Origin of the sequence: Actinosynnema sp. NPDC050801 (assembly GCF_040673975.1) — a bacterium.
Lineage (GTDB): Bacteria > Actinomycetota > Actinomycetes > Mycobacteriales > Pseudonocardiaceae > Actinosynnema.
In genome coordinates, this window is the sequence record NZ_JBFAQZ010000003.1 from 103860 (window position 1) to 128662 (window position 24803).

A 24803-nucleotide genomic window follows, 5' to 3' on the forward strand; every position below is an offset into this window, starting at 1 on the left:
CGGGCGTTACCGGGATAATCGCCGGGTGGGACGGATCCGGAGAGCCGACGAGACCATCAGCAGGGAGGTCGACTCGGGCATCGCGGAACTGACCCCCGACCCCGACGTGTCGCGGGCGTGGACGCTGCGCCTGAACGGCACGCCGCAGTCGCACGTCGACCTGGACGACCCGACCCACCTGGAGTTCGAGTACCTGCGCAGGCTGGGTCACGTGGCCGACCTGGTCGCCCCGGGCAGCGAGCCGATCCGGGCGCTGCACCTGGGCGGCGGCGCGTTCACGTTGCCCCGGTACATCGCGGTGACGCGCCCGCGTTCCAGCCAGCAGGTGGTGGAGATCGACGCGGCGTTGATCGACCTGGTGCGCGGCGTCCTGCCGCTGGACCGGAACTGGCGACTGCGGATCCGCAACGGCGACGCCCGGGCCGTCCTGGCGAAGGCGCCGGAAGAGTCGTTCGACCTGGTCGTGACCGACGTGTTCGCCGGTGCCCGGACGCCCGCGCACCTGACGTCGGTCGAGTTCGTGGCGCTGGCGTCACGCACCCTGCGCCCCGGTGGGGTCTACGCGGCCAACATCGGCGACGGCGGCAAGCTGGCGTTCGCCAAGGCCCAAGCCGCCACCGTCCGCGCCGTGTTCCCGCACGTCTGCGTACTGGCCGAGCCGGGCGTCTTCCGCGGCAGGCGGTTCGGCAACTTCGTACTCGTCGGCTCACACGCGGAACTGCCCGTCGCCACGTTGACCAGGCTGACCGCCGGCGACCCCTTCCCCGGCCGCGTCGAACACGACGACTCCCTGACCCGCTTCATCGGCGGGACCCCTCCCACCACGGACGCCACCGCCACCCAGTCACCCCCACCACCAAAGGGCACGTGGGGCCTCCCGGACGACTGACCCCCCGACACTTCACCGCCCTTCCCCAAACAAAGGGTTTCGTGTCATCCCGCCGACCTGGCAACGCCCAACCGCGCGTGTCAAGGGGGCGCTTCCGGCCCTACCGCACTTTGGGCTGGAACTGCCCCCTTGACGCGTGTGGTTGCCCTTGTGGAGGTCGGCGGGATGACACGAAACCCGACCCCCCCACACAGCCGCACCGGACCGCGAGGACCCGTCATCCTGCTGATCTGCCCGTCCGGCGAGGACGCTCTTGATCTTTAATCTTGTCCTGAGCGTTGAACTCAGGGGTCCCGAACGTACGACTCGCGCGACCTGAACGTACGACTCGCGCGACCTGAACGTAGGACACGCGCGTTCTGAACGTAGGACACGCCCGTTCCGAACGTAGGACACGCCCGTTCCGAACGTAGGACACGCGCGTTCTGAACGTAGGACACGCGCGTTCCGAACGTAGGACACGCGCGACGCGAACGTAGGACACGCGCCGGTGGGTCAGGATTGGTCAAGAGTGGAGACGAAGCGGGAGATGGCTTCGGGGGTCAGCTTCTGCGCCAGGCGGCCCGCCGGTGCCAACGAGCCGAGCTGGTAGAGCGGGCGGTCCGCCGCGGCCAGCCCACGAGCCTCGGCACGGAGCTGGGCGACCAGCAACTCGGAGAACACCAACCCGGGCGCGTCACCCCGACCGGCCAGCACGTCGGCCAGCTTGCGCAACGGGAGCACCCCCTGCTCGCGACCACCGGTACCCGCGTAGATCGCCAACGCCAGGTTGATCGCCTTGCCACCACCGCGCACGAACAGCCCCACCGTCCGCGTGCCTCGCATGTCCGTCACCAGCAGGTCCAACTGGTCGGCCGCACGCAGATCCACCGAACGCGTGCCGAAGGCGCGCACGGACAGCACGTGGCCCTCCAGCCACACCCGCCGCCGCGCCTCCGACCACGCCAACAGCAACAACGGCACGGCGAACACCGCCGCCGTCACCAGACCCGCGGTCCGCCCCGCGAGCAACCCGAGCAACCCGCCGAACGCGGCGGCGACGATCAACGCGCCGATGCCGACCGTCCGCGCGCGCTTGCGCACGGCCTTCGGGTCAAGCAGGTCAAGGGCAATCCGCTCGCTCACCGGCCCAACGCCTCCAGCACAGAGATCACCACGTCCGCCAGCGGCACCTCGCGCTGGTCGCCCGACGCCAACTCCTTCAGCTGCACCACACCGGCCTCGATGTCGCGCTCGCCCAGCACGAGCGCGAACCGCGCACCCGACCGGTCGGCACCCTTCATCGCGCCCTTCAAACCCCTACCACCATAGGACAGGTCGAACCGCACGCCTGCCGCCCGCAGCGGCGCGGACAACGCGACCAGCCGCGACTTCGCCGCCTCGCCCAGCGGCACGCCGTACACGTCGCACCGCGTCACGTCGCCCGGCGACACGCCCTCGACCTGGCACGCCAGCAGCGCCCGGTCCACGCCGAGGCCGAACCCGACCCCGGACAACGGCTGCCCGCCCAGCTGCTCCATCAACCCGTCGTAACGCCCGCCGCCGCCGATGCCGGACTGCGCGCCCAGCCCGTCGTGCACGAACTCGAACGTCGTCTTCGTGTAGTAGTCCAGGCCGCGCACCATCCGCGGGTTCTCCACGAACTTCACGCCCAGCTCGTTCAGGTAACCCTTGACCTGCTCGTAGTGCGCCAGCGACTCGGCCGACAGGTTGTCCACCATCAGGGGCGCGTCGGCGACCAGCTCGCGCACCTCGGGCCGCTTGTCGTCCAGCACCCGCAACGGGTTGAGCTCCGCCCGCCGTCGCGTCTCCTCGTCCAGCGGCAGCTCCGCCAGGAACGCCTGGAGCTTCTCCCGGTACTGCGGGCGGCACGTGTGGTCGCCCAACGACGTCAGCTCCAACCGGAAGCCGGTCAGGCCGAGCGCGCGGAACCCGGCGTCGGCCACCGCGATGACCTCCGCGTCCAACGCGGGGTCGTCCACGCCGATCGCCTCGATGCCGACCTGGTGGAACTGCCGGTAGCGCCCCGCCTGGGGCTGCTCGGCGCGGAAGAACTGCCCGGCGTACGCGAGCTTCACCGGCAGCTGGCCGCGGTCGAGGCCGTGCTCGATGACCGCGCGCATCACGCCGGCCGTGCCCTCGGGCCGCAACGTGATGGACCGGCCGCCGCGATCGGTGAACGAGTACATCTCCTTGCTGACCACGTCGGTCGACTCGCCGACGCCGCGCGCGAACAACGCGGTGTCCTCGAAGACGGGCAGCTCGATGTAGCCGTAACCGGCGCGGCGCGCGGACTCCACGAGGGTGTCGCGCACCGCCACGAACGACGACGAGGTGGGCGGGAAGTAGTCGGGTACACCCTTGGGCGCGGTGAAAGGGGTCGTCACTGTTCTCTACAGTCCTCGGTGCGGTGCGGCCGGCGCGTCGTCGGGTGAGTCCAGCTCCAGCAGGAACGGGTTGCTCACGCGTTCGCGGCCGATGGTCGTCGTCGGCCCGTGGCCGGGCAGCACCACCGTGTCGTCGGCCAACGTCAGCACCTTGGTGCGCAGCGACGTCAGCATCTCGCGGTGGTTGCCGCCCGGCAGGTCGGTGCGTCCGATGGAGCCAGCGAAGAGGGTGTCCCCGGCCAGCACGAGCCGACCGCCCTCCTCGGTGCCGGCGCGGAACATCACCGACCCGCCGGTATGGCCCGGTGTGTGGTCGACGGTCAGCCGGAGACCGGCCAGGTCGAGCTCGGCGCCGTCGGCGAGTTCGCGCACCTCGCGCGGTTCCCGCAGTTCGAGGTCGCCGCCGAAGAAGGCCCGTGACTCGGTGCTGATGCCCTTGAGCGGGTCGGACAGCAGCTCGCGGTCGGCGGGGTGGATCCACGCCGGGATGTCGTTGCCGTCGCAGACGGGCGCGACGGAGAAGGTGTGGTCGAAGTGCCCGTGCGTCAGCAGCACGGCGACCGGGGAGAGCCGGTGCTCGCGCAGCACCTCGGCGATCGGTTCGGCCGCGTCCTGGCCGGGATCGACCACCACGCAGGGCTCGCCGGCGCCGGTGGCCAGCACGAAGCAGTTGGCCTGAAGGGCACCGGCCGGGAAGCCGATCACCAGCACGGGATCACCTCTCGACGGCAACGGATCGACAACGGATCGCTGTGGACCCCGGCAAGCAGCCTATCCGGCATACACCAGTCACATACCTGCCCCCTAGACTGCTGACCGATCGTCGCCGTCGACGCAGAGATCAGGGAGGTTGCAGGTGCCGACCAACGTGCAGCGCCGCGAGCAGGCCAAGCGGAAGCTGGAACGCCAGCTCGTCCGCAGGGCGGAGCGCGCGAAGCGGCGCCGGGTGATCGCCGTGGTCGCGACCGCGGTCACCGTCGTCGTGGTCGCGGGCGGTGTGTACTTCCTCGCCACGGCCGACTTCGGCAACACCGGGGACGACGCCGCGGCCGCCAGTTCGAGCGCGCCCGCCCCGATCGAGATCCCGAGCGAGGTCAAGCCGCTGCCGACGCGGCCGACCCCGATCGCGGACCCGGCCACGTGCGAGTACCGGCCGTCGAAGGAGCCCGCGTCCAAGGAGGGCACGAAGGCCCCCGAGGGCAGCGCCCCGGCGACCGGCACCGCGACCGCCACCATCAAGTCCAACGTCGGCGAGCTGAAGCTGACCCTGGACCGCGCGCTGGCGCCGTGCGCGGTGAACAGCTTCGTCAGCCTGGTCAAGCAGGGCTACTACGACGGCAGCACGTGCCACCGCATCGGCACCGAAGGCCTGCAGATGCTGCAGTGCGGTGACCCGACCGGCACCGGCACCGGCGGCCCCGGGTACACGTTCGACAACGAGACCTGGCCCGAGCTGACCTACGGTCGCGGCTACCTGGCCATGGCGAACGCCGGTGCCGACCAGGAGACCCAGAAGGGCACCAACGGCAGCCAGTTCTTCATCGTCTACGGCGATGCCCAGCTGTCGCCCGACTACACGGTCTTCGGCAGCCTCGACGAGGCCGGGCTGAAGCTGATCGACGAGGTGGCGCGGGCAGGCCACGACGGCTCGTTCGACCCGTCGCCCGGTGGCGGCAAGCCGAACAAGGAAGTGAAGTTCGAGTCGGTCAGCGTCGCCTGACCCGACCGGACGAACACGCAGGGGCCCGGCACTCGGGAGAGGAGTGCCGGGCCCCTGCGTCTTCCCCGTCGACCGACGAGGGCCGACATGCCGGATGTTCGCATCACGCGATGACGTTTCGCTGACGCGTCCACGCCGGCGACCTCGCCCGTACCTATTGAAACTCGATAGGTAATGAGCGACACTCGATACATGACGTTTCTGGTCGCTGGGTTCGTGATCGTGCTCGGGATCGCCGCCGTCGTGTTGGGGGGAGCCGACGACTCGCCGGGGCTCCAGGGCATCGGGGTCCTGCTCGTCCTGGGCGCGATCGTGTACGCCGTGCGTTCCCTGAGGGCCGCCCGGCAGAGCGGACCCAAGTAGCACCGCACGACCGCGGTGAACCCCACGGTCAGCCGATCACAGCCTGCCGGTCACAGCCGGCTGGTCACGACGCCGAGGTCACCCGGTACACGTCGTACACGCCCTCCACGCTGCGCACGGCCTTCAGCACGTGACCGAGGTGCTTCGGGTCGCCCATCTCGAACGAGAACCGGCTCACCGCCACCCGGTCGCGCGAGGTGGTCACCGACGCCGACAGGATGTTGACCTTCTCGTCGGCCAGCACCTTCGTGACGTCGGACAGCAGCCGGTGCCGGTCGAGCGCCTCCACCTGGATCGCCACCAGGAACACCGAGGACGACGACGGCGCCCACTCGACGTCCAGCAACCGCTCGGGCGTCCTGAGCAGCTCGTCCGCGTTGGTGCAGTCGGTCCGGTGCACCGACACCCCACCGCCGCGGGTCACGAAGCCGAGGATGTCGTCACCGGGCACGGGCGTGCAGCAGCGCGCCAGCTTGACCCACACGTCGGCCGCGTCCTTGACGACGACACCGGCGTCACCGGTGACCCGCCGCCGCGCCACGGTGGACGGCGTGGACCGCTCCGCCAGCTCCTCCTCGGCGTGCTCCACGCCGCCGAGCTGCGCGACCAGCCGCTGCACCACGTGCCGGGCGGAGGTGTGCCCCTCCCCCACGGCCGCGTACAGCGCCGACACGTCGGGGTAGTGCAGTTCCTTCGACAGCGCGCCCATCGAGTCGGCGGAGACCAGCCGCTGCAACGGCAGCCCGACGCGGCGGACCTCCTTGGTGATGGCGTCCTTGCCGACCTCGATGGCCTCTTCCTTGCGCTCCTTGGCGAACCACTGCTTGATCTTCGCCTTGGCGCGCGGCGAGGCCGCGAAGGACAGCCAGTCGCGGGACGGGCCCGCGCCCTCGGCCTTCGACGTGAAGATCTCGATGACCTCGCCGTTCTCGAGCTTGCGCTCCAGCGCGACGAGCCGTCCGTTCACCCGTGCGCCGATGCACCGGTGACCCACCTCGGTGTGCACGGCGTACGCGAAGTCCACCGGCGTGGAGCCGGTGGGCAGCGTGATGACCTCACCCTTCGGCGTGAAGACGAAGATCTCCCGCGCGGCCAGGTCGAACCGCAGGGACTCCAGGAACTCGCCGGGGTCGGCGGCCTCCTTCTGCCAGTCCAGCAGCTGCCGCATCCAGGCCATCTCGTCGACCTCGACGCCCCTGCCGGTGTGCGTCCCGCGCGTCTCCTTGTACCGCCAGTGCGCCGCGATGCCGTACTCGGCGGTCCGGTGCATGTCGTAGGTGCGGATCTGCACTTCCAGCGGCTTGCCGTCCGGCCCGATGACCGTCGTGTGCAACGACTGGTAGACGCCGAACCGGGGCTGGGCGATGTAGTCCTTGAACCGGCCGGGCATGGGCTGCCACAGCGCGTGCACCACGCCCATGGCGGCGTAGCAGTCGCGGACCTCGTCCACCTGGATGCGCACGCCGACCAGGTCGTGGATGTCGTCGAAGTCCCGGCCGCGCACGATCATCTTCTGGTGGATCGAGTAGTAGTGCTTGGGCCTGCCCTCGACCTTGGCCGTGATCTGGGCGCCGGCCATCTGCTGGGACAGCTCCGTGATGACGCCGCCGAGGTAGGTGTCGCGCGACGGCGCGCGGTTGGCCACCAGGCGCACGATCTCGTCGTACTTCTTGGGCTGGAGGATGGCGAACGCCAGGTCCTCCAGCTCCCACTTCACCGTCGCCATGCCCAGCCGGTGCGCCAGCGGGGCCAGCACCTCCAGCGTCTCGCGGGCCTTGCGGGCCTGCTTCTCCGGCGGCAGGAACCGCATGGTGCGCATGTTGTGCAGCCGGTCGGCGAGCTTGATGACCAGCACCCGGGGGTCCTTGGCCATGGCGATGACCATCTTGCGGATGGTCTCGGCCTCCGCCGCCGCGCCCAGCTTGACCTTGTCGAGCTTGGTCACGCCGTCGACCAGGAGGGCGACCTCGTTGCCGAAGTCGACGCGCAGCTGGTCCAGCGAGTAGTCGGTGTCCTCCACCGTGTCGTGCAGCAGGGCGGCGACCAGCGTGGTCGTGTCCATGCCCAGCTCGGCGAGGATCGTCGCCACCGCGAGCGGGTGCGTGATGTACGGGTCGCCGGACTTGCGCCGCTGCGGCCGGTGCTTCTCCTCCGCCACGTCGTAGGCGTGCTGGAGCAGCGCCAGGTCCGCCTTGGGGTGCAGGTCGCGGTGGACGGCGGCCAGCGGTTCGAGCACCTGCTTGACCGGCGCGGCGCGCTGGGCGGTGATGCGGCGTGCCAGCCGTGCGCGCACGCGCCTCGTCGCGGACGGCGGCCGTGCGGGCACGGGCTGCGTCGTCTGCGCGGGTTCGGTGTCCTGGCTCAACCACGCTCCTCGGGTCTAGGAACCGAGGATAACTCCGTTGCGGTGCCGACCTCGGCGCCGAGCCGATGAGCGGTGCGGTTCACACGACGAGCAGCACCCGCAGTTCAGCCCGACCAATCGGCTTTCACCAGGCTGAACGTGCGTCTAGTGGCTCTTGAGGGCCACCAGGAACGCGGTGAAACTCTTCCGCGGGAAGCTCAGCTCCCCCGCGGCCGGCTGCTTGCTGTCCCTCACCGCGGTCGCCTCGGCGGCGACCGACAGCTCGACGCAGTCCGGCTGGCTGGAGCTGTAGGTCGATGTGCGCCACTGCCTCTGCTGGTCAGGCATACCTGGTGTCCCTCACGTCTCGGATGCGCTTCGTGGACTGCTTCGGATCGAGCGCCAGCCGGGCCACGTCACCCCAGGCCGCGACCAGCTTGCCCACCATCCGGTCATTCTCCACGACCTTGATCCCGTTGTGCCCTTCGACGTAGACCGAGAGCGGTTCTTCGGGCTCGGGGTAGTCGAGCAGGGTCAACGCGCCGAACTGGGGGCCATAGGCGCCCGCGTCGAAGGAGACGACCTGGAGGGTGACGTTGTCCTGCTTGGCGACCGCGAGCAGGTGCGTCAACTGCTCGACCATCAGCTCACGACTGCCTACCACGCGGTGCAGCGCCGCCTCGTCGATCAGTGCGTGCAGGTGGAGCGGGTCGGACCCACGCGAGAGCAGCCCTTGCCGATCGTGGCGCTCGGCCGCCGCCTGAGCGGTCCACCCCTTGCCCGCGGTCAGCGCCGGAGCACATCGACCCAACGCGTCGGCGTAGCCGCCGAGCTGGAGGATGCCCGGAATCACCGTCGGGTCGAGCGAGCGCTCCTTGGTCGCCTCGCCCTCGTCCATCCTGAAGCGCAGGTAGCCCGGCGAGAGAGCCGACGCGTGCTCCACCACGACCGCGTCCACGTTCGCGCGTTCCCAGAGCGACGTGCCCTCGTCCAGTTCCTCCTCGGTCGCCTTGAGCACGGTCATGATCGCCAGGAACGTCGGGTAGCGCGGCAGGTGGTCGCCGGACAGCAGTCGGTTGACCGTGTCCTTCGACGTCTTGACCAGGGCCGCGACCTCGGCCGGCTTGAGCCCGGCCCGTTCCACGATCGGCTTGACGTGTCGGCCGAGCCTTCGCTTGGCACGCGTGGTTCCTACCGCCATGACGATCACCCTAACCACTGTCCGTAGTCGACCCGCACGCAGAGTTCACTCGATTGCTTACCGGGGTTTTGCTAGTCGCAAACAATAGGGTGGCAGGCATGAACGTGAACGAGGACGAGGCGGCCGAGCCGCTGGAGGTGGCCGCCCAGGTCTACGCCCGGTTGGGGCGGCTGCCGGCCGCGACGCGGTTGGCGGAGCTGGCGGTGGAGGCCAGGCGGGCGCGCTGCCTCGAATCGGCGACCGAGGACCGGCTCGGCGAGCACGCGTACGCCCTGGACCTGCTGGCGAGCATCTTCCGGGCACGCGGGATGACGGACGCCGTCACGGAGTGCCTGGTGCAGCTGGTCGAGATGCACTTCGAGTGCGGGAACCCCGCCGGGGTGGCGTGGGCGGTGCGCGAGCTCGGCGCGCAGGCGCTGCTGTCGGGCGATCCGGACCACGCGGTCGTCCAGCTGACCCGGGCCGCCGAGCTCTACGCCGAGTGCGACGACCACGACGGCGAGCTGGCCGAGGAGCGCGGCGAGTGCCGGGTGCTGCTCGGGCGGGCGCGGTTGGCGCAAGGGGACCGCGAGGCGGCGCTGCTCTGCTTCAAGCGGGCCGTTGACGACTTCGCCGGCGTCGGCGCGGACGAACTCGTGCGGGAGGTGACGGTGCTCCAGGACGCCGTGCACTCCGCCACCGAGCCACCCGCACCGGACCTGCTCAGGGTCGGCGACTTCGGCCTGGCCGAGTGGTAGTCGGACCGGGCAGGGGTCGCGCCCGGTCGTGGTCGGACCGGGGAGCTGCCAGACCGAGCAGTGGTCGCACCGACCAGTCGTCAGACCGAGCAGTGGTCAGACCGAGCAGTGGTCAGACCGTGAGCAGGGCGTTGACCTCGCGGCCCGCCAGCCGCTCGCGGCCACCCAGACCCGGGATCTCCAGCACCACCGAGACGCCCGTGACGATGCCGCCCGCGCGTTCGACCAGCTCGCACGCCGCCGCCGCCGTGCCTCCGGTCGCCAGCACGTCGTCCACCACGACCACGTGCTGACCGGGCGCGACGGCGTCGGTGGGCAGTTCCAGCGTGGCCGTCCCGTACTCAAGGTCGTACGACACGCGGTGCGCGACGGAGGGCAGCTTGCCCGGCTTGCGCAGCGGCACGACGCCGTAGCGCCAGCCGTAGCCGAGCGCGGCACCGAGCAGGAAGCCGCGCGACTCGATCGCGGCCACGACCTGGGTGTCCGGGTGGATCTTGTCCTGGAGTGCGTCGACCACGGCGCGCAGCGCGTCCGGGTCGGCGAGGACCGGCGTGAGGTCCCGGAAGACGACCCCCGGGAGGGGGAAGTCCGGGACCTCACGCAGCAGCCCTAGGGCGCGGTCCAGCTTCAACGGTGCTTCTTGCCCGTCGGGCGGCGCCGCGCGTCGCCTGCCTTGCCGGTCCGCGCGGGCACGCCCGCCGCGGCCGCCATGGCCTTCTCCTTGCGCAGTTCAGCCTGCAACGACTCGTCGTCGGTCGACTCCACGACGTCGCCACCGGCCTCCACCGCGGCCTCACCGGCGGCGGCCTTGCGGGCCAGGTTGTCGCGACGGGCCTGCACCCGGGCGGCCTGCGCCTTGAACTTGGCGTCGCGCATCTTCAGGTCCACCGCGACCGGGGTCGCGATGTAGATCGAGGACAGCGCGCCGATGAGGATACCGGTGAGCTGCACCAGGGCCAGGTCCTTCAGCGTGCCGACGCCGAGCAGGCCCACGCCGATCGCCAGCAGGCCCAGCACCGGCAGCACCGCGATCAACGAGGTGTTGATCGAGCGCATCAGCGTCTGGTTGACCGCGAGGTTCGCGGCCTCGCCGTAGGTGCGGCGGGTGAGGCCGAGCAGGCCGCGGGTGTTCTCCCTGACCTTGTCGAACACGACCACCGTGTCGTACAGCGAGAAGCCGAGGATCGTGAGCAGGCCGATGACCGTCGCCGGCGAGACCTCGAAGCCGACGATCGAGTACACGCCCGCCGTGATCACCACGTCGTGGATCACCGCGACGAGCGCGGCAATCGCCATCGACAGCTCGAAGTACAACGCCAGGAAGATCATCACGGCGATGAAGAACACCAGGAGCGCGATCAACGCCTGACTGGTGATCTCACCGCCCCAGGAGGCGGACACGGCGCTGTCGCTGATCGCGTCGGTGCCGCCGTTGGGCTTGAGGTCGTCGTTGAGCGTGTTCTTGAGCTTGAACACCTCGTCGGCGCTCAGCGTCTCCGACCGGATCTGGATGGTCGCCGCGTCACCCGTGCCGACGGTCTGCGTCGCGGCGGGTTCCTTGCCGAGCGCCTTCTCGAACGACTCCTTGGCCGCCTCGACGCTGATCGGGCCGGAGGAGCTGACCGCGGGCAGCTGGACGCGCGTGCCGCCGGTGAAGTCGATGCCCCGGTTGAAGCCCTTGAACACGATCGACAGGACGCAGATCAGCAGGATGACGCCGAAGATCACGTACCAGCGCTTGCGCTTGCCGATGATGTCGAACGCGCCGTTGCCGACGTAGAGCCGCTGGAAAACGTTGCGCTTCTTCGTCTCGGCCACGTCAGACCTCCTTCACAGCGGTGCTCTTCGCACCAGACGGCACGCGGTCGTCGGCAGCGGCCTGGACGGCGCCGCCCAGGCCCGAGAGCTTCGGGTTGGACAGGCGCTTCGACTTGGAGATCATGCTGACCAGCGGGTGCGTGACCAGGAAGACCACGACGAGGTCGAGCACGGTCGACATGCCGAGGGTGAACGCGAAGCCCTTCACCTGGCCGACGGCCAGCACGTACAGGATGGCCGCGGCGAGGAAGCTGACCATGTCCGCGGACAGGATCGTGCGACGCGAGCGGACCCAGGCGCGCGGCACCGCGGACCGGAACGACCGGCCCTCGCGCATCTCGTCCTTGAGCCGTTCGAAGAACACCACGAACGAGTCCGCGGTGATACCGATCGACACGATGAAACCGGCGATGCCCGCGAGGTCGAGGGTGAACCCGATCCAGCGGCCCAGCAGCACCAGCACCGCGTAGACGACCACGCCGGACAGGGCCAGCGACAGGATCGTCAGCACGCCGAGCAGGCGGTAGTAGAACAGGCAGTAGACGAACACCAGCAGCAGGCCGATGCCACCGGCGATCAGGCCGGCCTGCAGCGAGGCCAGGCCGAGCGTCGCCGACACCGTCTCGGCCTCGGAGGCCTCGAACGACAGCGGCAGCGAGCCGTACTTGAGCACGTTGGCGAGGCTGGTGGCCTCAGCCTGGGAGAACTTGCCGCTGATCTGCGTCGAACCGCCGAGGATGGCCTCGTTGATGTTCGGCGCGGACACGACCTGGCTGTCCAGCACGACCGCGACCTGCTGCTGCACGTTGGCCGAGGTGAACTGGCCCCACTTCTTGCCGCCCTCGCCCTTGAACGTCAGGTCGACCACGAAGCCCGCGCCCTGCGGGTCGGTGCCGGACACCGCGTTGTCGATGTCCTCACCGGTCAGCCGCGAGTACAGGCTGAAGTCGTCGTCCTTCACGCTGCCGTCGGTCGGCGGGGTGACCGGCGCCAGCACGTACTTCTCGGTGTTGTTCCGGTCGCAGGTCAGCAGCGGCAGCGAGGGGTCGTCGTTGCCGATCAGCGGGTCGACCTTCGGGCAGGTGAACGCGCCGAGCGCCTGGGACACGGTCTGCGCGTCCAGGGTGGTCAGCTGCGGGTCCTGCCGGCAGGTGCGGGATTCCTCGATGGCCTTGGTCGGGTCCTCCGAGTACACGCCGCCGAACACCGCGCGGCAGTCGACCTGCGACTCGGCGGGCGGCGCGTTCGGGTCCGAAGGTGGTGCGTTCGGGTCCGCGGGGGGCGTGGCGTTCGGATCCGCCGGCGGCGTGGTGGTCGCCGGCTGGCCCTCGAACGCCGGCGCCGGGCGACCCTGTGCGGTCGTGGTCGGCGCGGCGGAGTTCGCGGTCTCCGTCGGCTCCTTGTCGCCGCTCGCGGGCGGCGTGGTCGAGGCGCCGGGAGGGGCGGAGCCGGACGTGGACGGTGGCGTGCTGCTCTCGGACGGCGCGGGCTCCGGCGCGTTGGGCACCGGCGAGCCGATGACCTTGCGGAAGTTCAGCTTCGCGGTCTGGCCGAGGCGCTTGGCGCCCTCGCTGTCGGAACCGGGGACCGTGATCACCAGGTTGGTGCCGTCGCGGACGACCTCGGGCCCGGCGACGCCCAGACCGTTGACCCGCGTCTCGATGAGCGCGCGGGCCTGGTCGAGCGACTCTTCCGACGGCGCTTTCCCATCAGGAGCCCGGGCGGTCAACGTGACACGGGTGCCACCCTGGAGGTCGATACCGAGCTTGGGGGTCGCCTTGCCGTTCCCGGTGAAGAACACCAGGGAGTACAGCGCGACCACGATGAGGACAAATGCGCCCAGGTACTTCGCGGGGCGGATTTGCCCGGCCGGAGGTGCCACGGTCCGTCCGTCTCCTGATAGTTGACAAGGTCAGCGAAGCGGGAGCGTACCCCTGATGGTGTGAGCTGCGCGTCACTGCCTGGAGTCGGCACGTTGACAGTTGCCGGCTCCAGGCCCAGGGGTCCGCGGGGGTGCTTCGGGTTACTTCTTGCTCTCCTGCTGTGCGGGCTCGACGTCCACGGTCCCGTCGGCGACATCGTCGACGTCGTCGACGACCGCGTCGGTCTCGGTGTCCACCACAACCTTCTCGCGAATGGCCTGGCGAAGCCAAGTGGTGACCACGCCGTCGGCGATCTCGAGATCGATCGTGTTGTCTTCGTCGTTCACGTCGGCAACCGTCGCGTACAGCCCGGAGGTGGTCATGACCCGGTCGCCCGGCTCCAGGGAGTTCAGCAGCGCCTGCTGTGCGGCGACGGCCCGCTTCTGCTTGCGGGCGCTGAGGAACAGCGGCACCGCGAGCAGCACGAGCAGCAGCGGGAACATCAAGGAAGACAGGTCCATCATTCTCCGATCAACCGGACGGGCGGACGCGATGAGCGCCCGGAACGTCCGAATTTCTGGGGTGCCGGTGCCGATTGTGCCAGGTGAGTAATCCCGATCACTCGGTGGCGTCGTCGAACAGGGACCGGGTGGCCTCGCCGGGCGCCTGCGGCGGCGGTTGCAACCCGAGGTGCAGCCATGCCGTGGCGGTGGCGACCCGACCACGCGGAGTGCGCGCCAGCATGCCCGCGCGCACCAGGTAGGGCTCGCAGACCTCCTCGACCGTGGTCGGCTCCTCACCCACCGCGACGGCCAGCGTGGAGACGCCGACGGGGCCGCCGCCGAACGACCGGACCAGCGCGCCCAGCACCGCCCGGTCCAGCCGGTCCAGGCCCAGTTCGTCCACGTCGTAGACCTTCAGGGCGTCCCGGGCGACCTGGAGGGTGACCGCGCCGTCCGCGCGCACCTCCGCGTAGTCCCGGACGCGGCGCAGCAGGCGGTTCGCGATGCGGGGCGTGCCGCGGGAGCGTCCCGCGATCTCCCGGCCGCCGTCGTCGCGCAGGTCGACGCCGAGGATCTTGGCGGACCGGCGGACGATCAGCTCCAACTCCTCGGGGCTGTAGAACTCCATGTGCCCGGTGAAGCCGAACCGGTCGCGCAGCGGGCCGGTCAGCGCGCCGGACCGGGTGGTGGCGCCGACCAGGGTGAACGGGGCGATGTCGAGCGGGATGCTGGTCGCGCCCGGTCCCTTGCCGACGACCACGTCGACCCGGAAGTCCTCCATCGCCAGGTACAGCATCTCCTCGGCGGGGCGGGCCATCCGGTGGATCTCGTCGATGAACAGCACGTCGCCCTCGACCAGGTTCGACAGCATCGCGGCCAGGTCGCCCGCGCGTTCGAGGGCGGGGCCGGAGGTGATGCGCAGCGACGCGCCCAGCTCGGCGGCGATGATCATGGCGAGGCTGGTCTTGCCCAGGCCGGGCGGGCCGGACAGCAGCACGTGGTCGGGCGGCGAGCCGCGTTGCATCGCGCCCTGGAGGACGAGTTCGAGCTGTTCGCGGACCTTCGGTTGGCCGACGAACTCGTGCAGGTCCTTGGGTCGCAGGGTGGACTCGACGTCCTGCTCGCCCACGTCGGGCAGCGGGTTGAGCGTGTCGTCGGCGTAGTCGTCGGGGTAGTCGTCCGCGTGGCCGTCCGGGTGGCCTTCGGGGGTCATCGCTTGCGGCCCAGCGTGGCCAGGGAGCGGCGGAGGACTTCGGAGGTGCCCAGCGAGCCGTCGGCGGCCAGCACGGCGTCCACGGCCTGTTCGGCCTGCTTGGCCGGGAAGCCGAGGCCGAGCAGCGCCTCGGTGACCTGGGTGCGCACCTGGCCGGTGCCGCCGCCCGAGGTCGGGGCGGGTGCGAGTTGGCCGACCTTGTCGCGCAGTTCGATGATCAGCCGTTCGGCGCCCTTGCGGCCGATGCCGGGCACCTGGGTGAGCACGGTGATGTTGCCCTCGGCGAGCGCGGCGCGCAGCTTGTCCGGTTCCAGCACGGCCAGCGTCGCCAACGCCAGCCGCGGCCCGATCCCGGACACGGTCTGGAGGAGGCCGAACAGCTCGCGGGCCTCGGTGTCGGCGAAGCCGAAGAGGGTCAGCGAGTCCTCGCGCACCACCAGCGACGTGGCCAGCTGGGTCTCCTCACCGCGCCGCAGCGTGGCCAGCGTGGCGGGGGTGGCCTGCACGGCGTAGCCGACACCGCCGACCTCGACGACGACGTGGTCGAGCCCGATCGACAGCACCTGCCCGCGCAGTGACGAGATCACTGGCTCCTACCTCCGGTCTTCGCAGCCTTGGCCGGCGCGACTTCGGTCGCCGCCGACAGGACCCCCATCTTGGCCGCCGCGTCCGGCACGCCCTCGCCCGGTACCGCCTGGCCTGGTACCGACCCGCCTGGTACGGACCCGCCCGGTGCCGCCCGGGTCTTCGCCGACGCGGCCAATCCGGCCTTCGCCGACGCAGGCGCGGCCTGGGTCTTGGCCGTCGTGGCCGGTCGAGGTTCGGTCGAGGTGGTCTTGGCCTGCCCGACCTTGGCCTGCCCGACCTTGGCCTGCCCGGCTTTGGCCGGTGCGGCCTTGACCTGCCCGGTTGTGGCCGGTGCGGCCTTGACCTGCCCGGTTGTGGCCGGTGCGGTCTTGGCTGGGGTGGTCCTGGCCGGGGTGGCAGCGACCTTGACCTGGGACGTCGGTCGTCGGGTGGTCGTCGAGGTGGTCGAGGTGGTCGAGGTCCGCGCGCCGGCCTGCGCCAGTTTCGCGCGGTGCGTTCGGGCGATCTCGGCGGCCCTCGCCTGAGCTTCCTCCAAGCGCGACCGCATCGGCGCCCGCCACAGGTGGCAGATGGCCAGGGCCAGCGCGTCGGCGGCGTCGGCGGGTTTCGGGGCGGTCTTGAGGCCGAGCAGCTTGGTCACCATGGCGGTGACCTGGGCCTTGTCCGCCCGACCGGAGCCCGTGACGGCCGCCTTGACCTCGCTCGGCGTGTGGAACACGACCGGCAGGCCCCGGCGCGCGGCCGACAGCGCGACCACGCCGCCCGCCTGCGCGGTGCCCATGGCGGTGCGCACGTTGTGCTGGCTGAACACCCGCTCGATGGCCACCACCTGCGGCTGGTAGTGGTCCAGCCACTGCTCGACCGCGTCGGACAGCTGGAGCAGCCGCAGCGCCAGGTCCAAGTCCGCCGGTGTGCGCACCACGTCCACGGCCACCGGTCGCACGGTGCGGCCCGCACCGCCGTCGACCACCCCGAACCCGCACCGGGTCAAGCCGGGGTCGACTCCGAACACGCGCACGCTGGTCCCCTCAACCGCCGACGAACACCAGTTCGAAACCTTAGACCTTGATCACGGCCACCGCCCCGGATGACACGCGCACGGTGACGAACAGACACCCCGCGATCGACACAGCGTCACGAGGTCACTACAGTGGCTCGGTCAACTGATCGACTCACAGTGGCGGCATGAGCGGGGTGCCATGACCCTGAGGCGGTTCGGCATCGTCTCCGGTGCCGTCTGTGCTCTGGTCTTCGGCATCGTCTTCCTCGTCGTCTCCGGCGTGCTCGACCGACCCACGTCCGTGGCCATCGACAAGTTCACCCAACTGCTCGCCTCGACCGCCGCGATGGTGTCGTACTGGCGGGCGGCACGGCTGCGGCAGGGTGTGGCGCGGCGCTGGCGGCTGTGGATGGCCGCGGCGATGGCGAGCCTGGTCGTCGGCCTGGCCGCGTGGATCTGGGGCCAGGTGTTCCTCGGGGTGTCGCTGCCCTCGTCCACGCTGGCGCCGCTGGGCTTCATGCTCGTGCCCGGCCTCACGCTGTGCGCGGTCCTGGTGCTGGCGCACGGCGGGTCGGGCAAGTTGCCCGGCCACCGCAGCAAACTCGTGGTCGCGCTGGACGGGTTGATCGTGGTCGGCTCGCTGTTCGTGCTCACGTGGGTATCGCTGCTGGAGTCGATGGTCCGCGCGTGGGCCACCTCCGGTCCGGGCTTCGCGACCGTCGTGGCGCACCCGGCGGCCTACCTGGTGATGCTGGTCGTGCTGCTGGTGTCGTCGTGGACGCACCGCTCGGTGCGGCAGCTGCCGGTGCTGTTCATCGCGCTGGCGGGCCTGGCGCAGTCGTCGTCCGGCTGGGTGTTCGCCTACATGGTCAGCAACGGCGCCACCGCCATCCCGACGGCCGCCGACATCGGCTTCATGGTCTGCCCGGCGTTGTTCTTCCTCAGCTCGATCGCGCCGGGCGGCGGTGGGCGGGAGCGGGCCGGCGCGGCGCGGCTGCGCGCGGGCGAGCTGCTGCACCTGCTCGTGCCGTACCTGCCGATGCTCGTCACGGGCCTGTTCATCGTGGTCGGGACGGCGACCGGCGTGCGGCTCAACCCGCTGGAGATCTACGTCGGGCTCGGCGTGGTGCTGCTGGTGATCGCACGGCAGCTGCTGACGCTGATCGACAACGTCCGGCTGCTGGACCAGCTGCGGGAGAGCCGGGAGCGGCTGCGGCACCAGGCCTACCACGACCCGCTGACCGGGGTGCCGAACCGGGCGCTGTTCCGGGAACGGTTGGACGCGGCGCTGGCCGGCGCGTCGCCGGTGGTGGTGCTGTTCATCGACGTGGACGGGTTCAAGGACGTCAACGACAACTTCGGCCACGCCGAGGGCGACGCGGTGCTGCGGATCGTGGCGTCGCGGTTGCAGGGGTGCGTGCGGTCCCAGGACGTGGTGGCCCGGCTGGGCGGTGACGAGTTCGGCGTGCTGGTCGACGGCTACCCGCAGCCGCCGGAGGAGATCGGCAGGCGGGTGCTGCGGGCGCTGGACGCGCCGCACCGGACCGAGAACGGCTCGCACGTGATCCGCGCGTCGATCGGGATCTCGCACCGCGACGCGTTCGACCCGTCGTTGACCGCCGACGACCTGCTCGGCACGGCCGACGCGGCGATGTACACGGCCAAGCGGCTGGGCAAGGGCATGGTCGTGGTGCACGGTTCGGTGGAAGCCGAGCTGTCGTGAAGGGGACGGGGTAGCCGTGGACGCGGACGAGGCCATCGCGGCGCTGGGGCTGGTCGAGCTGCCGGTGGAGGGCGGGTGGTTCGGGCAGTCGTGGCGGTCGCCCGAGGTGTCCGCGATCTACTACCTGCTGCGCGCGGGCGAGTTCTCCGGCGTGCACAAGCTGGACCACGTGGAGATCTACGCCTACCACTGCGGCGCGCCGTTGCGGATGCTGCTGCTGCACCCGGACGGCGAGGTGACCACGCCGGTGCTCGGTCCGGACCTCGCGGCTGGTCAGCGGCCGCAGGTGGTGGTGCCCGCGGGCGTGTGGCAGGCCAGTGAGCCGGACGGCGCGTGGTCGCTGGTCGGCACGGTGGTGGTGCCGCCCTACACCGATGACGTGGTCACCTTCGGTGCGGCCGACACCCTCGCCCCGCGCTACCCCTCGCACGCCGACGCGGTGCGCCGGCTCTGCCGGCTCTAGGACCGGGCGCCCGGCATCGGGCGCCCGAGACCGGGCGCCGGTCAGCCCATCGTCTTCTGGCCGTCGATGCTCTCGCGCAGGATGTCGGCGTGGCCCGCGTGCTGGGAGATCTCACCGATGAGGTGCAGCGCGACCCGGCGGACGCTCCAGCGGACGCCCGGCTCGAACCACGGCGCCTCCGGCAGCGCGTGGGAGGTGTCCAGGTCCAGCTCCTGGAGCAGCCGGTCGGTCTTGGCGGCGGTCTCCTCAAAGGCGGCGAGCAGCTCGTCCAGGGTCTCGTCCGGCAGCATCCGGAAACCGTTCACCCAGTCGTGCGGCACGCTCTCCATCAGCTCCGCGCCGCCGACCGCGAACCGCATCCACGACTCCTCGACGGTGCGGACGTGCTTGATCAGGCCACCGAGGGAGAGCTCGCTGGCGGTCGGCGTGAGCCTCGCCTGCTCGTCGGCGAGCCCGCGCACGGTGAAGAGGAGGAAACCGCGGTGCTTGGCCAGGGTGGCCAGCAGGTCGGTGACTTCGGCCGAGGCGATCGCCGTGGTGCTCATCAGTGTTTCTGCCTTCCGTTCGGTGTGCTGCCCACGCTACGAACGATTGCGGACAACTCCCGTCCTCTATTCGGATCTGCGGTGAACACGTCCGGCTGGACTTACGCTCGGCGGCGTGGACCTCCCCGTGATGCCACCCGTGCGGCCGATGCTCGCCAAGGCCGTGCACTCGGTGCCGCGCGAGCCAGGGCTCGTCTACGAGCCGAAGTGGGACGGGTTCCGGTGCGTCGTGTTCCGCGACGGCGCCGAGCTGGAACTCGGCTCGCGCAACGACCGGCCGTTGACCAGGTACTTCCCCGAGGTGGTCGACGTGCTGCTGGCCGGGCTGCCGCCCCGGTGCGTGGTGGACGGCGAGATCGTCATCGTCACGCCGGAGGGGTTGAGCTTCGACCTGTTGCAGCTGCGGCTGCACCCGGCCGCGTCACGGGTGCGCAAGCTCGCCGTCGAGACGCCCGCCGGGTTCGTCGCGTTCGACCTGCTCGCGCTGGACGACCGGGACCTCACCGCGACGCCCTTCGGTGAACGCCGCCGGCTGCTGGCGGACGTGCTCGGCGACGTGCCCGGGCTGTACCTGACGCCCGCCACCGACGACCCGGACCGGGCCGAGGACTGGTTCACCCGGTTCGAGGGCGCGGGGTTCGACGGGGTGGTGGCCAAGCGCACCGACCTGCCGTACGAGCAGGACAAGCGGGTCATGTGGAAGGTCAAGCACGAGCGCACCGCCGACTGCGTGGTGGCCGGCTTCCGGCCGCACAAGGACGGCGAGGGCGTCGGCTCCCTGCTGCTCGGCCTGTTCGACGACGCGGGCGTGCTGCACCACGTGGGCGTGGCCAGCAGCTTCACCGCCGCGCGTCGCCGTGAGCTGCTGGAGGAGCTGGCGCCGTACCGGGAGGACGCGCTGGCGGGGCACCCGTGGGCGGAGTGGGCCGGGATGGACGCGGCCACGCCGGGTGCGCAGAGCCGGTGGGCACCGACCAAGACGTTGTCCTGGGAGCCGGTGCGGCCGGAGCTGGTCGCCGAGGTGCGGTACGAGCACCTCCAGTCGCGGCGGTTCCGGCACACGAGCAGGCTCGTCCGCTTCCGGCCGGACCGCACGCCGGAGTCGTGCACGTACGCGCAGCTCGAAGAGGTCGCGCCGGCGGAGCTGAGGGACGTGTTCAGCCCGTGATCGAGGTCGAGGGCGTGCCGATCACCAACCCGGACAAGGTGTTCTTCAGCAGGCGGGGTGAGACCAAGCTCGACCTGGCGCGGTACTACGCGGCCGTCGCCGGGCCGTTGCTGCGCACGATGCGCGACCGGCCGCTGCTGATGGAGCGGTACCCGGAGGGCGCGGGCGGCAAGTCGTTCTTCCAGAAGCGGGTGCCGAAGTCGCCACCGGAGTGGTTGCGGACGACCGTGGTGTCCACGCCGAACGGCACGACCAGCGAGGCGTTGGTCGCCGCCGACATCCGGCACGTGCTGTGGGCGGTGAACCTGGGGTGCCTCGGCTTCCACGTGTGGCCGGTCCGGGCGTCCGCGCCCGAGGTCACCGACGAGCTGCGGATCGACCTCGACCCGTCGCCGGGCGTGGGGTTCCCGCAGGTGCGGGAGGCGGCGGTGCTCGTGCGCGGGCTGTTGGACGAGCTGGGCATCCGGGCCTACGTGAAGACGACCGGCTCGCGCGGGCTGCACGTGTACGTGGCGTTGCAACCGAGGTGGGACGGCTACCAGGTGCGGGCGGCGGCGGTGGCGCTGGCGCGCGAGCTGGAGCGCAGGCACCCGGAGCTGATCACCGCTCGGTGGTGGAAGGAGGAGCGCGGCGCGCGCGTGTTCGTGGACTTCAACCAGAACGCCCCGCACAAGACGGTGTTCGGGGCGTGGTGCGTCCGGCCGCGGGTGGGCGCGCAGGTGTCGACGCCGGTCGGCTGGGACGAGCTGGCCACCGTGGACCCGGACGAGCTCACCATCGCCACCGTGCCGGGTCGCGGTGACCCGTGGGAGGCGATGGCGGACGAGCCGCAGTCGTTGCTGCCGCTGCTGGAGCTGTCGGAGCGGGACATGGCGGCCGGGCTGATGGACGCGCCCTGGCCGCCGGTCTACCCGAAGATGCCCAACGAGCCGCCGCGCGTGGCGCCCAGCCGGGCGAAGCCGGGCAAGCAGGCCGAGCCGGGCGGGCAGGACCGGCAGGACCGGCAGGCTGAGCCGGGCGAGCAGGACCAGCGGGGCGGGCAGGCCGAGCAGGCTGAGCCGGGCAAGTAGGTCACGAACCGTCCTGGACGTCGGTCATGCTGGTCGGCGTGACCGACACCGCGGGCCGGCTGCTCTCCCTGTTGTCCCTGCTCCAGATGCCGCGCGAGTGGCCCGGCAGCGAGTTGGCGCGACGGCTCGACGTCAGCCCGCGCACGATCCGCCGCGACGTCGACCGGCTACGGGAGCTGGGCTACCCGGTCGAGGCGACGATGGGCGCCGACGGCGGGTACCGGCTGGTCGCGGGCACGGCCATGCCGCCGTTGCTGCTCGACGACGAGGAGGCCGTGGCGATCGCGGTCGGCTTGCGCACGGCGGCGCGGCAGGCCGTGGCGGGCATCGAGGAGGCGTCCGTGCGGGCCATGGCGAAGCTGGAGCAGGTGCTGCCGTCGAGGCTGCGGCGACGGGTGGCCGCGTTGGGCGCGGCGACCGTGCCGGTGGTGCTCGGCGCGGACGGGGTGACCGTGGACCCCGAGCACCTGACCACGCTGGCGTCCGCCATCGCGAACCGGGAACGGCTGCGGTTCCGCTACTCGGCGGCGGACGGCGCGGAGACCAGGCGGCATGTCGAGCCGCTGCACCTGGTGCCGTCGGGCCGGCGGTGGTACCTGGTGGCGTTCGACCCGGAACGCGACGACTGGCGGTTCTTCCGGGTCGACCGGATGACCGCGTTGACGCCCACCGGTGCGCGGTTCCCGCCGCGGGCGCTGCCCGCCGACGACCCGGCGACCTACCTGGCGGAGCACATGCTCAGCCGGGCGCCGACCTACGCGGCGGTGGCGACGGTCCGGCTACCCGCCCGTGACGTGCGCGCCCGCTTCCCCGGCATGACGGTCGAGGTCGTGGACGAGCGGACCTGCCGGGTGAGCGACCTCGGCGACACGGTCGAGTACCTGGCGTTCCACCTGCTGCAACTGGGCTGCGAGTTCGAGGTGCACGAGCCGCCCGAGCTGGTGGCGCACCTGCGCGAGCTGCACGGCCGGATCGGGCGCGCGGTCGGGTCGGGTTGACGCCCAGTCCAGGCCGAAGACCAGTCCAGACCGAAGATCAGTCCAGACCGACGATCAGTTCAGGCCGACGATGCTCGCGTTCAGCGCGGTCGCGAAGCCCACCCAGGCCAGGTAGGGCACGAGCAGCAGCGCGGCGACCCGGTGCTTGCGGCCGAACACCACGATCAGGGCGATGATCGACACGAGCAGCGCGATGATGTCGACCAGGGCCGCCCCGTACCGGCCCGCGGCGAAGAAGAGCGGCGTCCACGCCGCGTTGAGGACCAGCTGGACCGCGAACAGGACCAGTTCCCGGCTCGCGCCGTGCCGCTTCCAGAACAGCCAGCCGGACAGCGCGATCATCACGTACAGCGTCGTCCACACCGGGCCGAACAGCCAGGACGGCGGCGCCCACGACGGTGTGCGCAACTGCTGGTACTCGGCCGCGGAGGAGACGGCGGCCAGCGAGCCGATCACCGCGGTCGCGGCGACGGCGGCGGCGAACACCGCGAGTCCGGCCAGGGGTCGTCGCATCGCCACGTGAGCCATGCACCCCAGCCTAGGAAGGCTCGCCGCGGTCCGCATGACGGTTCCCGCGCCGCCCGGCGGCGGGTGCGCTCACTCGACCGCCTTCGCCGCCTGCCGGAAGGCTTCCACGAGCTGCGGCCACCGGGCCGCCCGGTCGCGGTTGATGGACAGCGGGGACGGGTGGGGTGCGTTGAACACCTTCAGCTTGTGGCCGCGGCCGGAGAGCGTCCAGCCGGTGCCCGCCGGCCGGCCGAGCACCACGACCGCCTTGAGCGCGGTCAGCATCCGGAGCAGCTCCACCAGGTACGGCACCGCCGCGCGCAGCTCCGCGGGCGTCGGCTCGCGGTTGGACAGGTACCAGGGCACCACGTTCCAGCTCAGGCACACCTGCCGCGACAGCCCGGCCTCGGCCATCGCGGCGAACACGTTGGCGGCGGTCGGGTCGTCGTTGTCGAGCGAGTTCAGGCCCGAGCCCGCCGAGGCGGGCCCGGGTGACTCCAGCAGCAGGAGGACCTTCGAGTTCACGCCGCCGCTCGCCGGGTCGAACAGCGGCACGTCGACCTTGCGCTCGGTGGCGACGCGCTGGGCGAACTCCGTCAACTTCGCCAGGTGCGGCGCTTTGAGCAGAGCCATCTTCCGAGCGACGACCACGGGGTTCCGGTGTGCCCTCGGGGTGGAGGGGAAGACGTTCATGGTTGGCAAGCGTCCCCGGAGTGATCAGGCCCGGCCATCCGCCGTACGGGCGGCACCGGTGACCGCGCGGTCGCACCGCGTCGACGTGGGGGCTAACCGACGTGGGTGCGGGGCCGCCCTTCGAGGACCCCGTCGACGTAGGTGTCGACCTTCTCGTTGTAGAACGCCACCAGGCCGGTGACCTGCCTGCTCTCCGGCAGCGGCGTGCGGTAGCCCCAGACGACGTTCTCGTGCGTCTCGTCGCCGACGACGACCGACCAGTACTCGGCGGTGCCCTTGTACGGGCAGCTCGTGCGCAGGTCGGTGGGCCGCAGCAGGTCCATCCGGACGTCGGTCATCGGCAGGTAGTAGCGGGCCGGGAGACCGGTCTCGAACAGGATCACCGGGTGGTGCGAGTTCGCCACCTCGACGCCGCCCACCTCCACCCGGATGTGCCTGCTGCTCGGCAACGCGTCGACCCTGGTGTACGGGTCGCGCGGGTGCACGTAGACCGGCTCGTCCTCCTCGAACCACTCGTCCATCGCGTCCCAGTCCAGCCGGACCAGGTCGCGCAGCGGCTCCAGCGGCGAGTCCGGGTAGCGCAGCCCCGCGCCCGCCGCGGTGGCGGCGCCGGTCTTCACGTCGAACACCTGGCCGTTGCCCCGACTGGGCGAGCGCTTCACCTCGCCGGTGGCCACCAAGGTCGCCCGGACGTCCTCCGCCGGGAAGTAGTAGGTCGGGTAGTACGGCTTCTCCCACACCAACGCCGGCCGCGTGGTGTCCACGACCAGTTCGCCCGCCAGGTAGGCCCGAACCCGCTTGGTCCCGGTCTCCACCCGCACCCGTCCGCGTTCCGCAGCACTCATGGTCACGACGCTACGCCCGAGTCCGCCGGGCGGGGAGTCGCCGCATTTCTCCGGTGTTGCCCAACGCGGGCCGCGCTTCCGGCACACGTGATCCGCCGTGCCTCACGGTCGTGCCGCTCCCTCCGGTTCGTCGGCGCCACCGGTGCCGGGGCTCGGATAAGGTGCC

Annotated in this window: 25 protein-coding genes and 1 pseudogene; 9 read left to right on the forward strand and 17 right to left on the reverse strand. The window is 71.0% G+C overall.

Annotated elements, in window-relative coordinates; genetic code table 11:
- The first annotated feature begins 25 nt into the window (after positions 1 to 25).
- The gene (locus AB0K14_RS08510; protein WP_360450920.1) at positions 26 to 889 is read left to right on the forward strand and encodes a fused MFS/spermidine synthase; all 864 of its coding nucleotides are present in this window, start codon (positions 26 to 28) and stop codon (positions 887 to 889) included.
- Between the two features lie 495 nt (positions 890 to 1384).
- Here the strand turns inward: AB0K14_RS08510 and AB0K14_RS08515 are convergent, their stop codons facing one another.
- From AB0K14_RS08515 to AB0K14_RS08525, 3 genes are read right to left on the reverse strand one after another with little or no spacing between them, the layout of a single operon-like run.
- Positions 1385 to 2014 (reverse strand): hypothetical protein, encoded by a 630-nt coding sequence (locus AB0K14_RS08515; RefSeq protein WP_360450922.1) that lies wholly within the window; start codon positions 2012 to 2014, stop codon positions 1385 to 1387.
- Entirely contained in the window at positions 2011 to 3276 is a 1266-nt protein-coding gene (gene hisS / locus AB0K14_RS08520; RefSeq protein ID WP_360450925.1) for a histidine--tRNA ligase, read from the reverse strand. Before hisS ends, AB0K14_RS08515 begins: the two co-directional genes overlap by 4 nt.
- 6 nt (positions 3277 to 3282) lie before the next feature.
- Positions 3283 to 3987: an MBL fold metallo-hydrolase gene (locus AB0K14_RS08525; protein ID WP_360450927.1), complete on the reverse strand. Its 705-nt coding sequence runs from the start codon at positions 3985 to 3987 to the stop codon at positions 3283 to 3285.
- A gap of 145 nt (positions 3988 to 4132) precedes the next feature.
- On the opposite strand from AB0K14_RS08525, the gene AB0K14_RS08530 reads away from it, so the two are divergent.
- Both AB0K14_RS08530 and AB0K14_RS08535 read left to right on the forward strand, forming a co-directional pair.
- Positions 4133 to 4996, forward strand: coding sequence for a peptidylprolyl isomerase (locus AB0K14_RS08530; RefSeq protein ID WP_360450929.1), 864 nt, complete (start codon positions 4133 to 4135; stop codon positions 4994 to 4996).
- Positions 4997 to 5188: 192 nt separating this feature from the next.
- Positions 5189 to 5359 (forward strand): hypothetical protein, encoded by a 171-nt coding sequence (locus AB0K14_RS08535; RefSeq protein ID WP_360450932.1) that lies wholly within the window; start codon positions 5189 to 5191, stop codon positions 5357 to 5359.
- A gap of 64 nt (positions 5360 to 5423) precedes the next feature.
- Here the strand turns inward: AB0K14_RS08535 and AB0K14_RS08540 are convergent, their stop codons facing one another.
- The 3 genes from AB0K14_RS08540 to AB0K14_RS08550 all read right to left on the reverse strand — a co-directional run bounded on the left by AB0K14_RS08540 (position 5424) and on the right by AB0K14_RS08550 (position 8904).
- Positions 5424 to 7724 carry a bifunctional (p)ppGpp synthetase/guanosine-3',5'-bis(diphosphate) 3'-pyrophosphohydrolase gene (locus AB0K14_RS08540; RefSeq protein WP_360450935.1) on the reverse strand — a complete coding sequence of 767 codons (2301 nt, stop codon included), beginning with the start codon at positions 7722 to 7724 and terminating at the stop codon, positions 5424 to 5426.
- Between the two features lie 144 nt (positions 7725 to 7868).
- On the reverse strand, positions 7869 to 8051 hold the full coding sequence (locus tag AB0K14_RS08545) for a DUF397 domain-containing protein (protein WP_360450938.1): 183 nt from the start codon (positions 8049 to 8051) through the stop codon (positions 7869 to 7871).
- Positions 8044 to 8904 (reverse strand): helix-turn-helix transcriptional regulator, encoded by an 861-nt coding sequence (locus AB0K14_RS08550; protein WP_360450940.1) that lies wholly within the window; start codon positions 8902 to 8904, stop codon positions 8044 to 8046. Before AB0K14_RS08550 ends, AB0K14_RS08545 begins: the two co-directional genes overlap by 8 nt.
- A gap of 98 nt (positions 8905 to 9002) precedes the next feature.
- On the opposite strand from AB0K14_RS08550, the gene AB0K14_RS08555 reads away from it, so the two are divergent.
- Entirely contained in the window at positions 9003 to 9641 is a 639-nt protein-coding gene (locus AB0K14_RS08555) for a hypothetical protein (protein WP_360450943.1), read from the forward strand.
- A gap of 112 nt (positions 9642 to 9753) precedes the next feature.
- Here AB0K14_RS08555 and AB0K14_RS08560 read toward each other — a convergent pair whose 3' ends face one another.
- The 7 genes and pseudogenes from AB0K14_RS08560 to ruvC form a co-directional block, all read right to left on the reverse strand.
- A complete protein-coding gene (locus AB0K14_RS08560; RefSeq protein WP_360450945.1) occupies positions 9754 to 10272 on the reverse strand; it encodes an adenine phosphoribosyltransferase in 519 nt (172 codons plus the stop codon).
- Positions 10269 to 11459: a protein translocase subunit SecF gene (gene secF, locus AB0K14_RS08565; protein WP_360450947.1), complete on the reverse strand. Its 1191-nt coding sequence runs from the start codon at positions 11457 to 11459 to the stop codon at positions 10269 to 10271. Before secF ends, AB0K14_RS08560 begins: the two co-directional genes overlap by 4 nt.
- 1 nt (position 11460) lies before the next feature.
- On the reverse strand, positions 11461 to 13341 hold the full coding sequence (secD, locus tag AB0K14_RS08570) for a protein translocase subunit SecD (RefSeq protein WP_360450949.1): 1881 nt from the start codon (positions 13339 to 13341) through the stop codon (positions 11461 to 11463).
- A 141-nt stretch (positions 13342 to 13482) separates the two neighbouring features.
- Complete coding sequence (gene yajC, locus AB0K14_RS08575) at positions 13483 to 13824, reverse strand: preprotein translocase subunit YajC (RefSeq protein WP_360450951.1); 342 nt, start codon at positions 13822 to 13824, stop codon at positions 13483 to 13485.
- Between the two features lie 115 nt (positions 13825 to 13939).
- Complete coding sequence (gene ruvB, locus AB0K14_RS08580; RefSeq protein WP_360450953.1) at positions 13940 to 15037, reverse strand: Holliday junction branch migration DNA helicase RuvB; 1098 nt, start codon at positions 15035 to 15037, stop codon at positions 13940 to 13942.
- Entirely contained in the window at positions 15034 to 15624 is a 591-nt protein-coding gene (gene ruvA, locus AB0K14_RS08585; RefSeq protein WP_360450955.1) for a Holliday junction branch migration protein RuvA, read from the reverse strand. Before ruvA ends, ruvB begins: the two co-directional genes overlap by 4 nt.
- Positions 15625 to 16094: 470 nt before the next feature.
- Positions 16095 to 16643 (reverse strand): annotated as a pseudogene (gene ruvC / locus AB0K14_RS08590) (crossover junction endodeoxyribonuclease RuvC); the annotation flags it as partial.
- 181 nt (positions 16644 to 16824) lie between these two features.
- Here ruvC and AB0K14_RS08595 point away from each other — a divergent pair.
- Positions 16825 to 18348, forward strand: coding sequence for a GGDEF domain-containing protein (locus AB0K14_RS08595; protein ID WP_360450958.1), 1524 nt, complete (start codon positions 16825 to 16827; stop codon positions 18346 to 18348).
- A 16-nt stretch (positions 18349 to 18364) separates the two neighbouring features.
- Positions 18365 to 18811 (forward strand): cupin domain-containing protein, encoded by a 447-nt coding sequence (locus AB0K14_RS08600; RefSeq protein ID WP_360450960.1) that lies wholly within the window; start codon positions 18365 to 18367, stop codon positions 18809 to 18811.
- A 41-nt stretch (positions 18812 to 18852) separates the two neighbouring features.
- Here the strand turns inward: AB0K14_RS08600 and AB0K14_RS08605 are convergent, their stop codons facing one another.
- Positions 18853 to 19356, reverse strand: a complete 504-nt coding sequence (locus tag AB0K14_RS08605; RefSeq protein ID WP_360450962.1) for a DinB family protein — start codon at positions 19354 to 19356, stop codon at positions 18853 to 18855.
- 115 nt (positions 19357 to 19471) lie between these two features.
- On the opposite strand from AB0K14_RS08605, the gene AB0K14_RS08610 reads away from it, so the two are divergent.
- From AB0K14_RS08610 to AB0K14_RS08620, 3 genes are read left to right on the forward strand one after another with little or no spacing between them, the layout of a single operon-like run.
- Positions 19472 to 20524, forward strand: a complete 1053-nt coding sequence (locus AB0K14_RS08610) for an ATP-dependent DNA ligase (RefSeq protein ID WP_360450965.1) — start codon at positions 19472 to 19474, stop codon at positions 20522 to 20524.
- A complete protein-coding gene (gene ligD / locus AB0K14_RS08615) occupies positions 20521 to 21594 on the forward strand; it encodes a non-homologous end-joining DNA ligase (protein ID WP_360450968.1) in 1074 nt (357 codons plus the stop codon). The genes AB0K14_RS08610 and ligD overlap by 4 nt, the downstream gene beginning before the upstream one ends.
- Before the next feature lie 38 nt (positions 21595 to 21632).
- On the forward strand, positions 21633 to 22592 hold the full coding sequence (locus tag AB0K14_RS08620; RefSeq protein WP_360450971.1) for a YafY family protein: 960 nt from the start codon (positions 21633 to 21635) through the stop codon (positions 22590 to 22592).
- 54 nt (positions 22593 to 22646) lie between these two features.
- On the opposite strand, the gene AB0K14_RS08625 is transcribed toward AB0K14_RS08620, so the two are convergent.
- From AB0K14_RS08625 to AB0K14_RS08635, 3 genes are all read right to left on the reverse strand, one after another.
- On the reverse strand, positions 22647 to 23120 hold the full coding sequence (locus AB0K14_RS08625) for a TspO/MBR family protein (RefSeq protein ID WP_360450974.1): 474 nt from the start codon (positions 23118 to 23120) through the stop codon (positions 22647 to 22649).
- 69 nt (positions 23121 to 23189) lie between these two features.
- Complete coding sequence (locus AB0K14_RS08630) at positions 23190 to 23732, reverse strand: uracil-DNA glycosylase (protein WP_360450977.1); 543 nt, start codon at positions 23730 to 23732, stop codon at positions 23190 to 23192.
- Between the two features lie 152 nt (positions 23733 to 23884).
- Entirely contained in the window at positions 23885 to 24637 is a 753-nt protein-coding gene (locus AB0K14_RS08635) for a DUF427 domain-containing protein (protein WP_360450979.1), read from the reverse strand.
- Positions 24638 to 24803 lie beyond the last annotated feature (166 nt).

Bases quoted from the DNA above. Each gene is read 5' to 3' on its own strand.
- AB0K14_RS08630 (WP_360450977.1), bottom strand. From the start codon at position 23,732: ATGGCTCTGCTCAAAGCGCCGCACCTGGCGAAGTTGACGGAGTTCGCC.
- AB0K14_RS08595 (WP_360450958.1), top strand. From the start codon at position 16,825: ATGACCCTGAGGCGGTTCGGCATCGTCTCCGGTGCCGTCTGTGCTCTG.
- AB0K14_RS08550 (WP_360450940.1), bottom strand. From the start codon at position 8,904: ATGGCGGTAGGAACCACGCGTGCCAAGCGAAGGCTCGGCCGACACGTC.
- ruvB (WP_360450953.1), bottom strand. From the start codon at position 15,037: ATGACCCCCGAAGGCCACCCGGACGGCCACGCGGACGACTACCCCGAC.
- yajC (WP_360450951.1), bottom strand. From the start codon at position 13,824: ATGTTCCCGCTGCTGCTCGTGCTGCTCGCGGTGCCGCTGTTCCTCAGC.
- AB0K14_RS08625 (WP_360450974.1), bottom strand. From the start codon at position 23,120: ATGGCTCACGTGGCGATGCGACGACCCCTGGCCGGACTCGCGGTGTTC.
- AB0K14_RS08545 (WP_360450938.1), bottom strand. From the start codon at position 8,051: ATGCCTGACCAGCAGAGGCAGTGGCGCACATCGACCTACAGCTCCAGC.
- AB0K14_RS08535 (WP_360450932.1), top strand. From the start codon at position 5,189: ATGACGTTTCTGGTCGCTGGGTTCGTGATCGTGCTCGGGATCGCCGCC.
- AB0K14_RS08555 (WP_360450943.1), top strand. From the start codon at position 9,003: ATGAACGTGAACGAGGACGAGGCGGCCGAGCCGCTGGAGGTGGCCGCC.
- AB0K14_RS08605 (WP_360450962.1), bottom strand. From the start codon at position 19,356: ATGAGCACCACGGCGATCGCCTCGGCCGAAGTCACCGACCTGCTGGCC.
- AB0K14_RS08635 (WP_360450979.1), bottom strand. From the start codon at position 24,637: ATGAGTGCTGCGGAACGCGGACGGGTGCGGGTGGAGACCGGGACCAAG.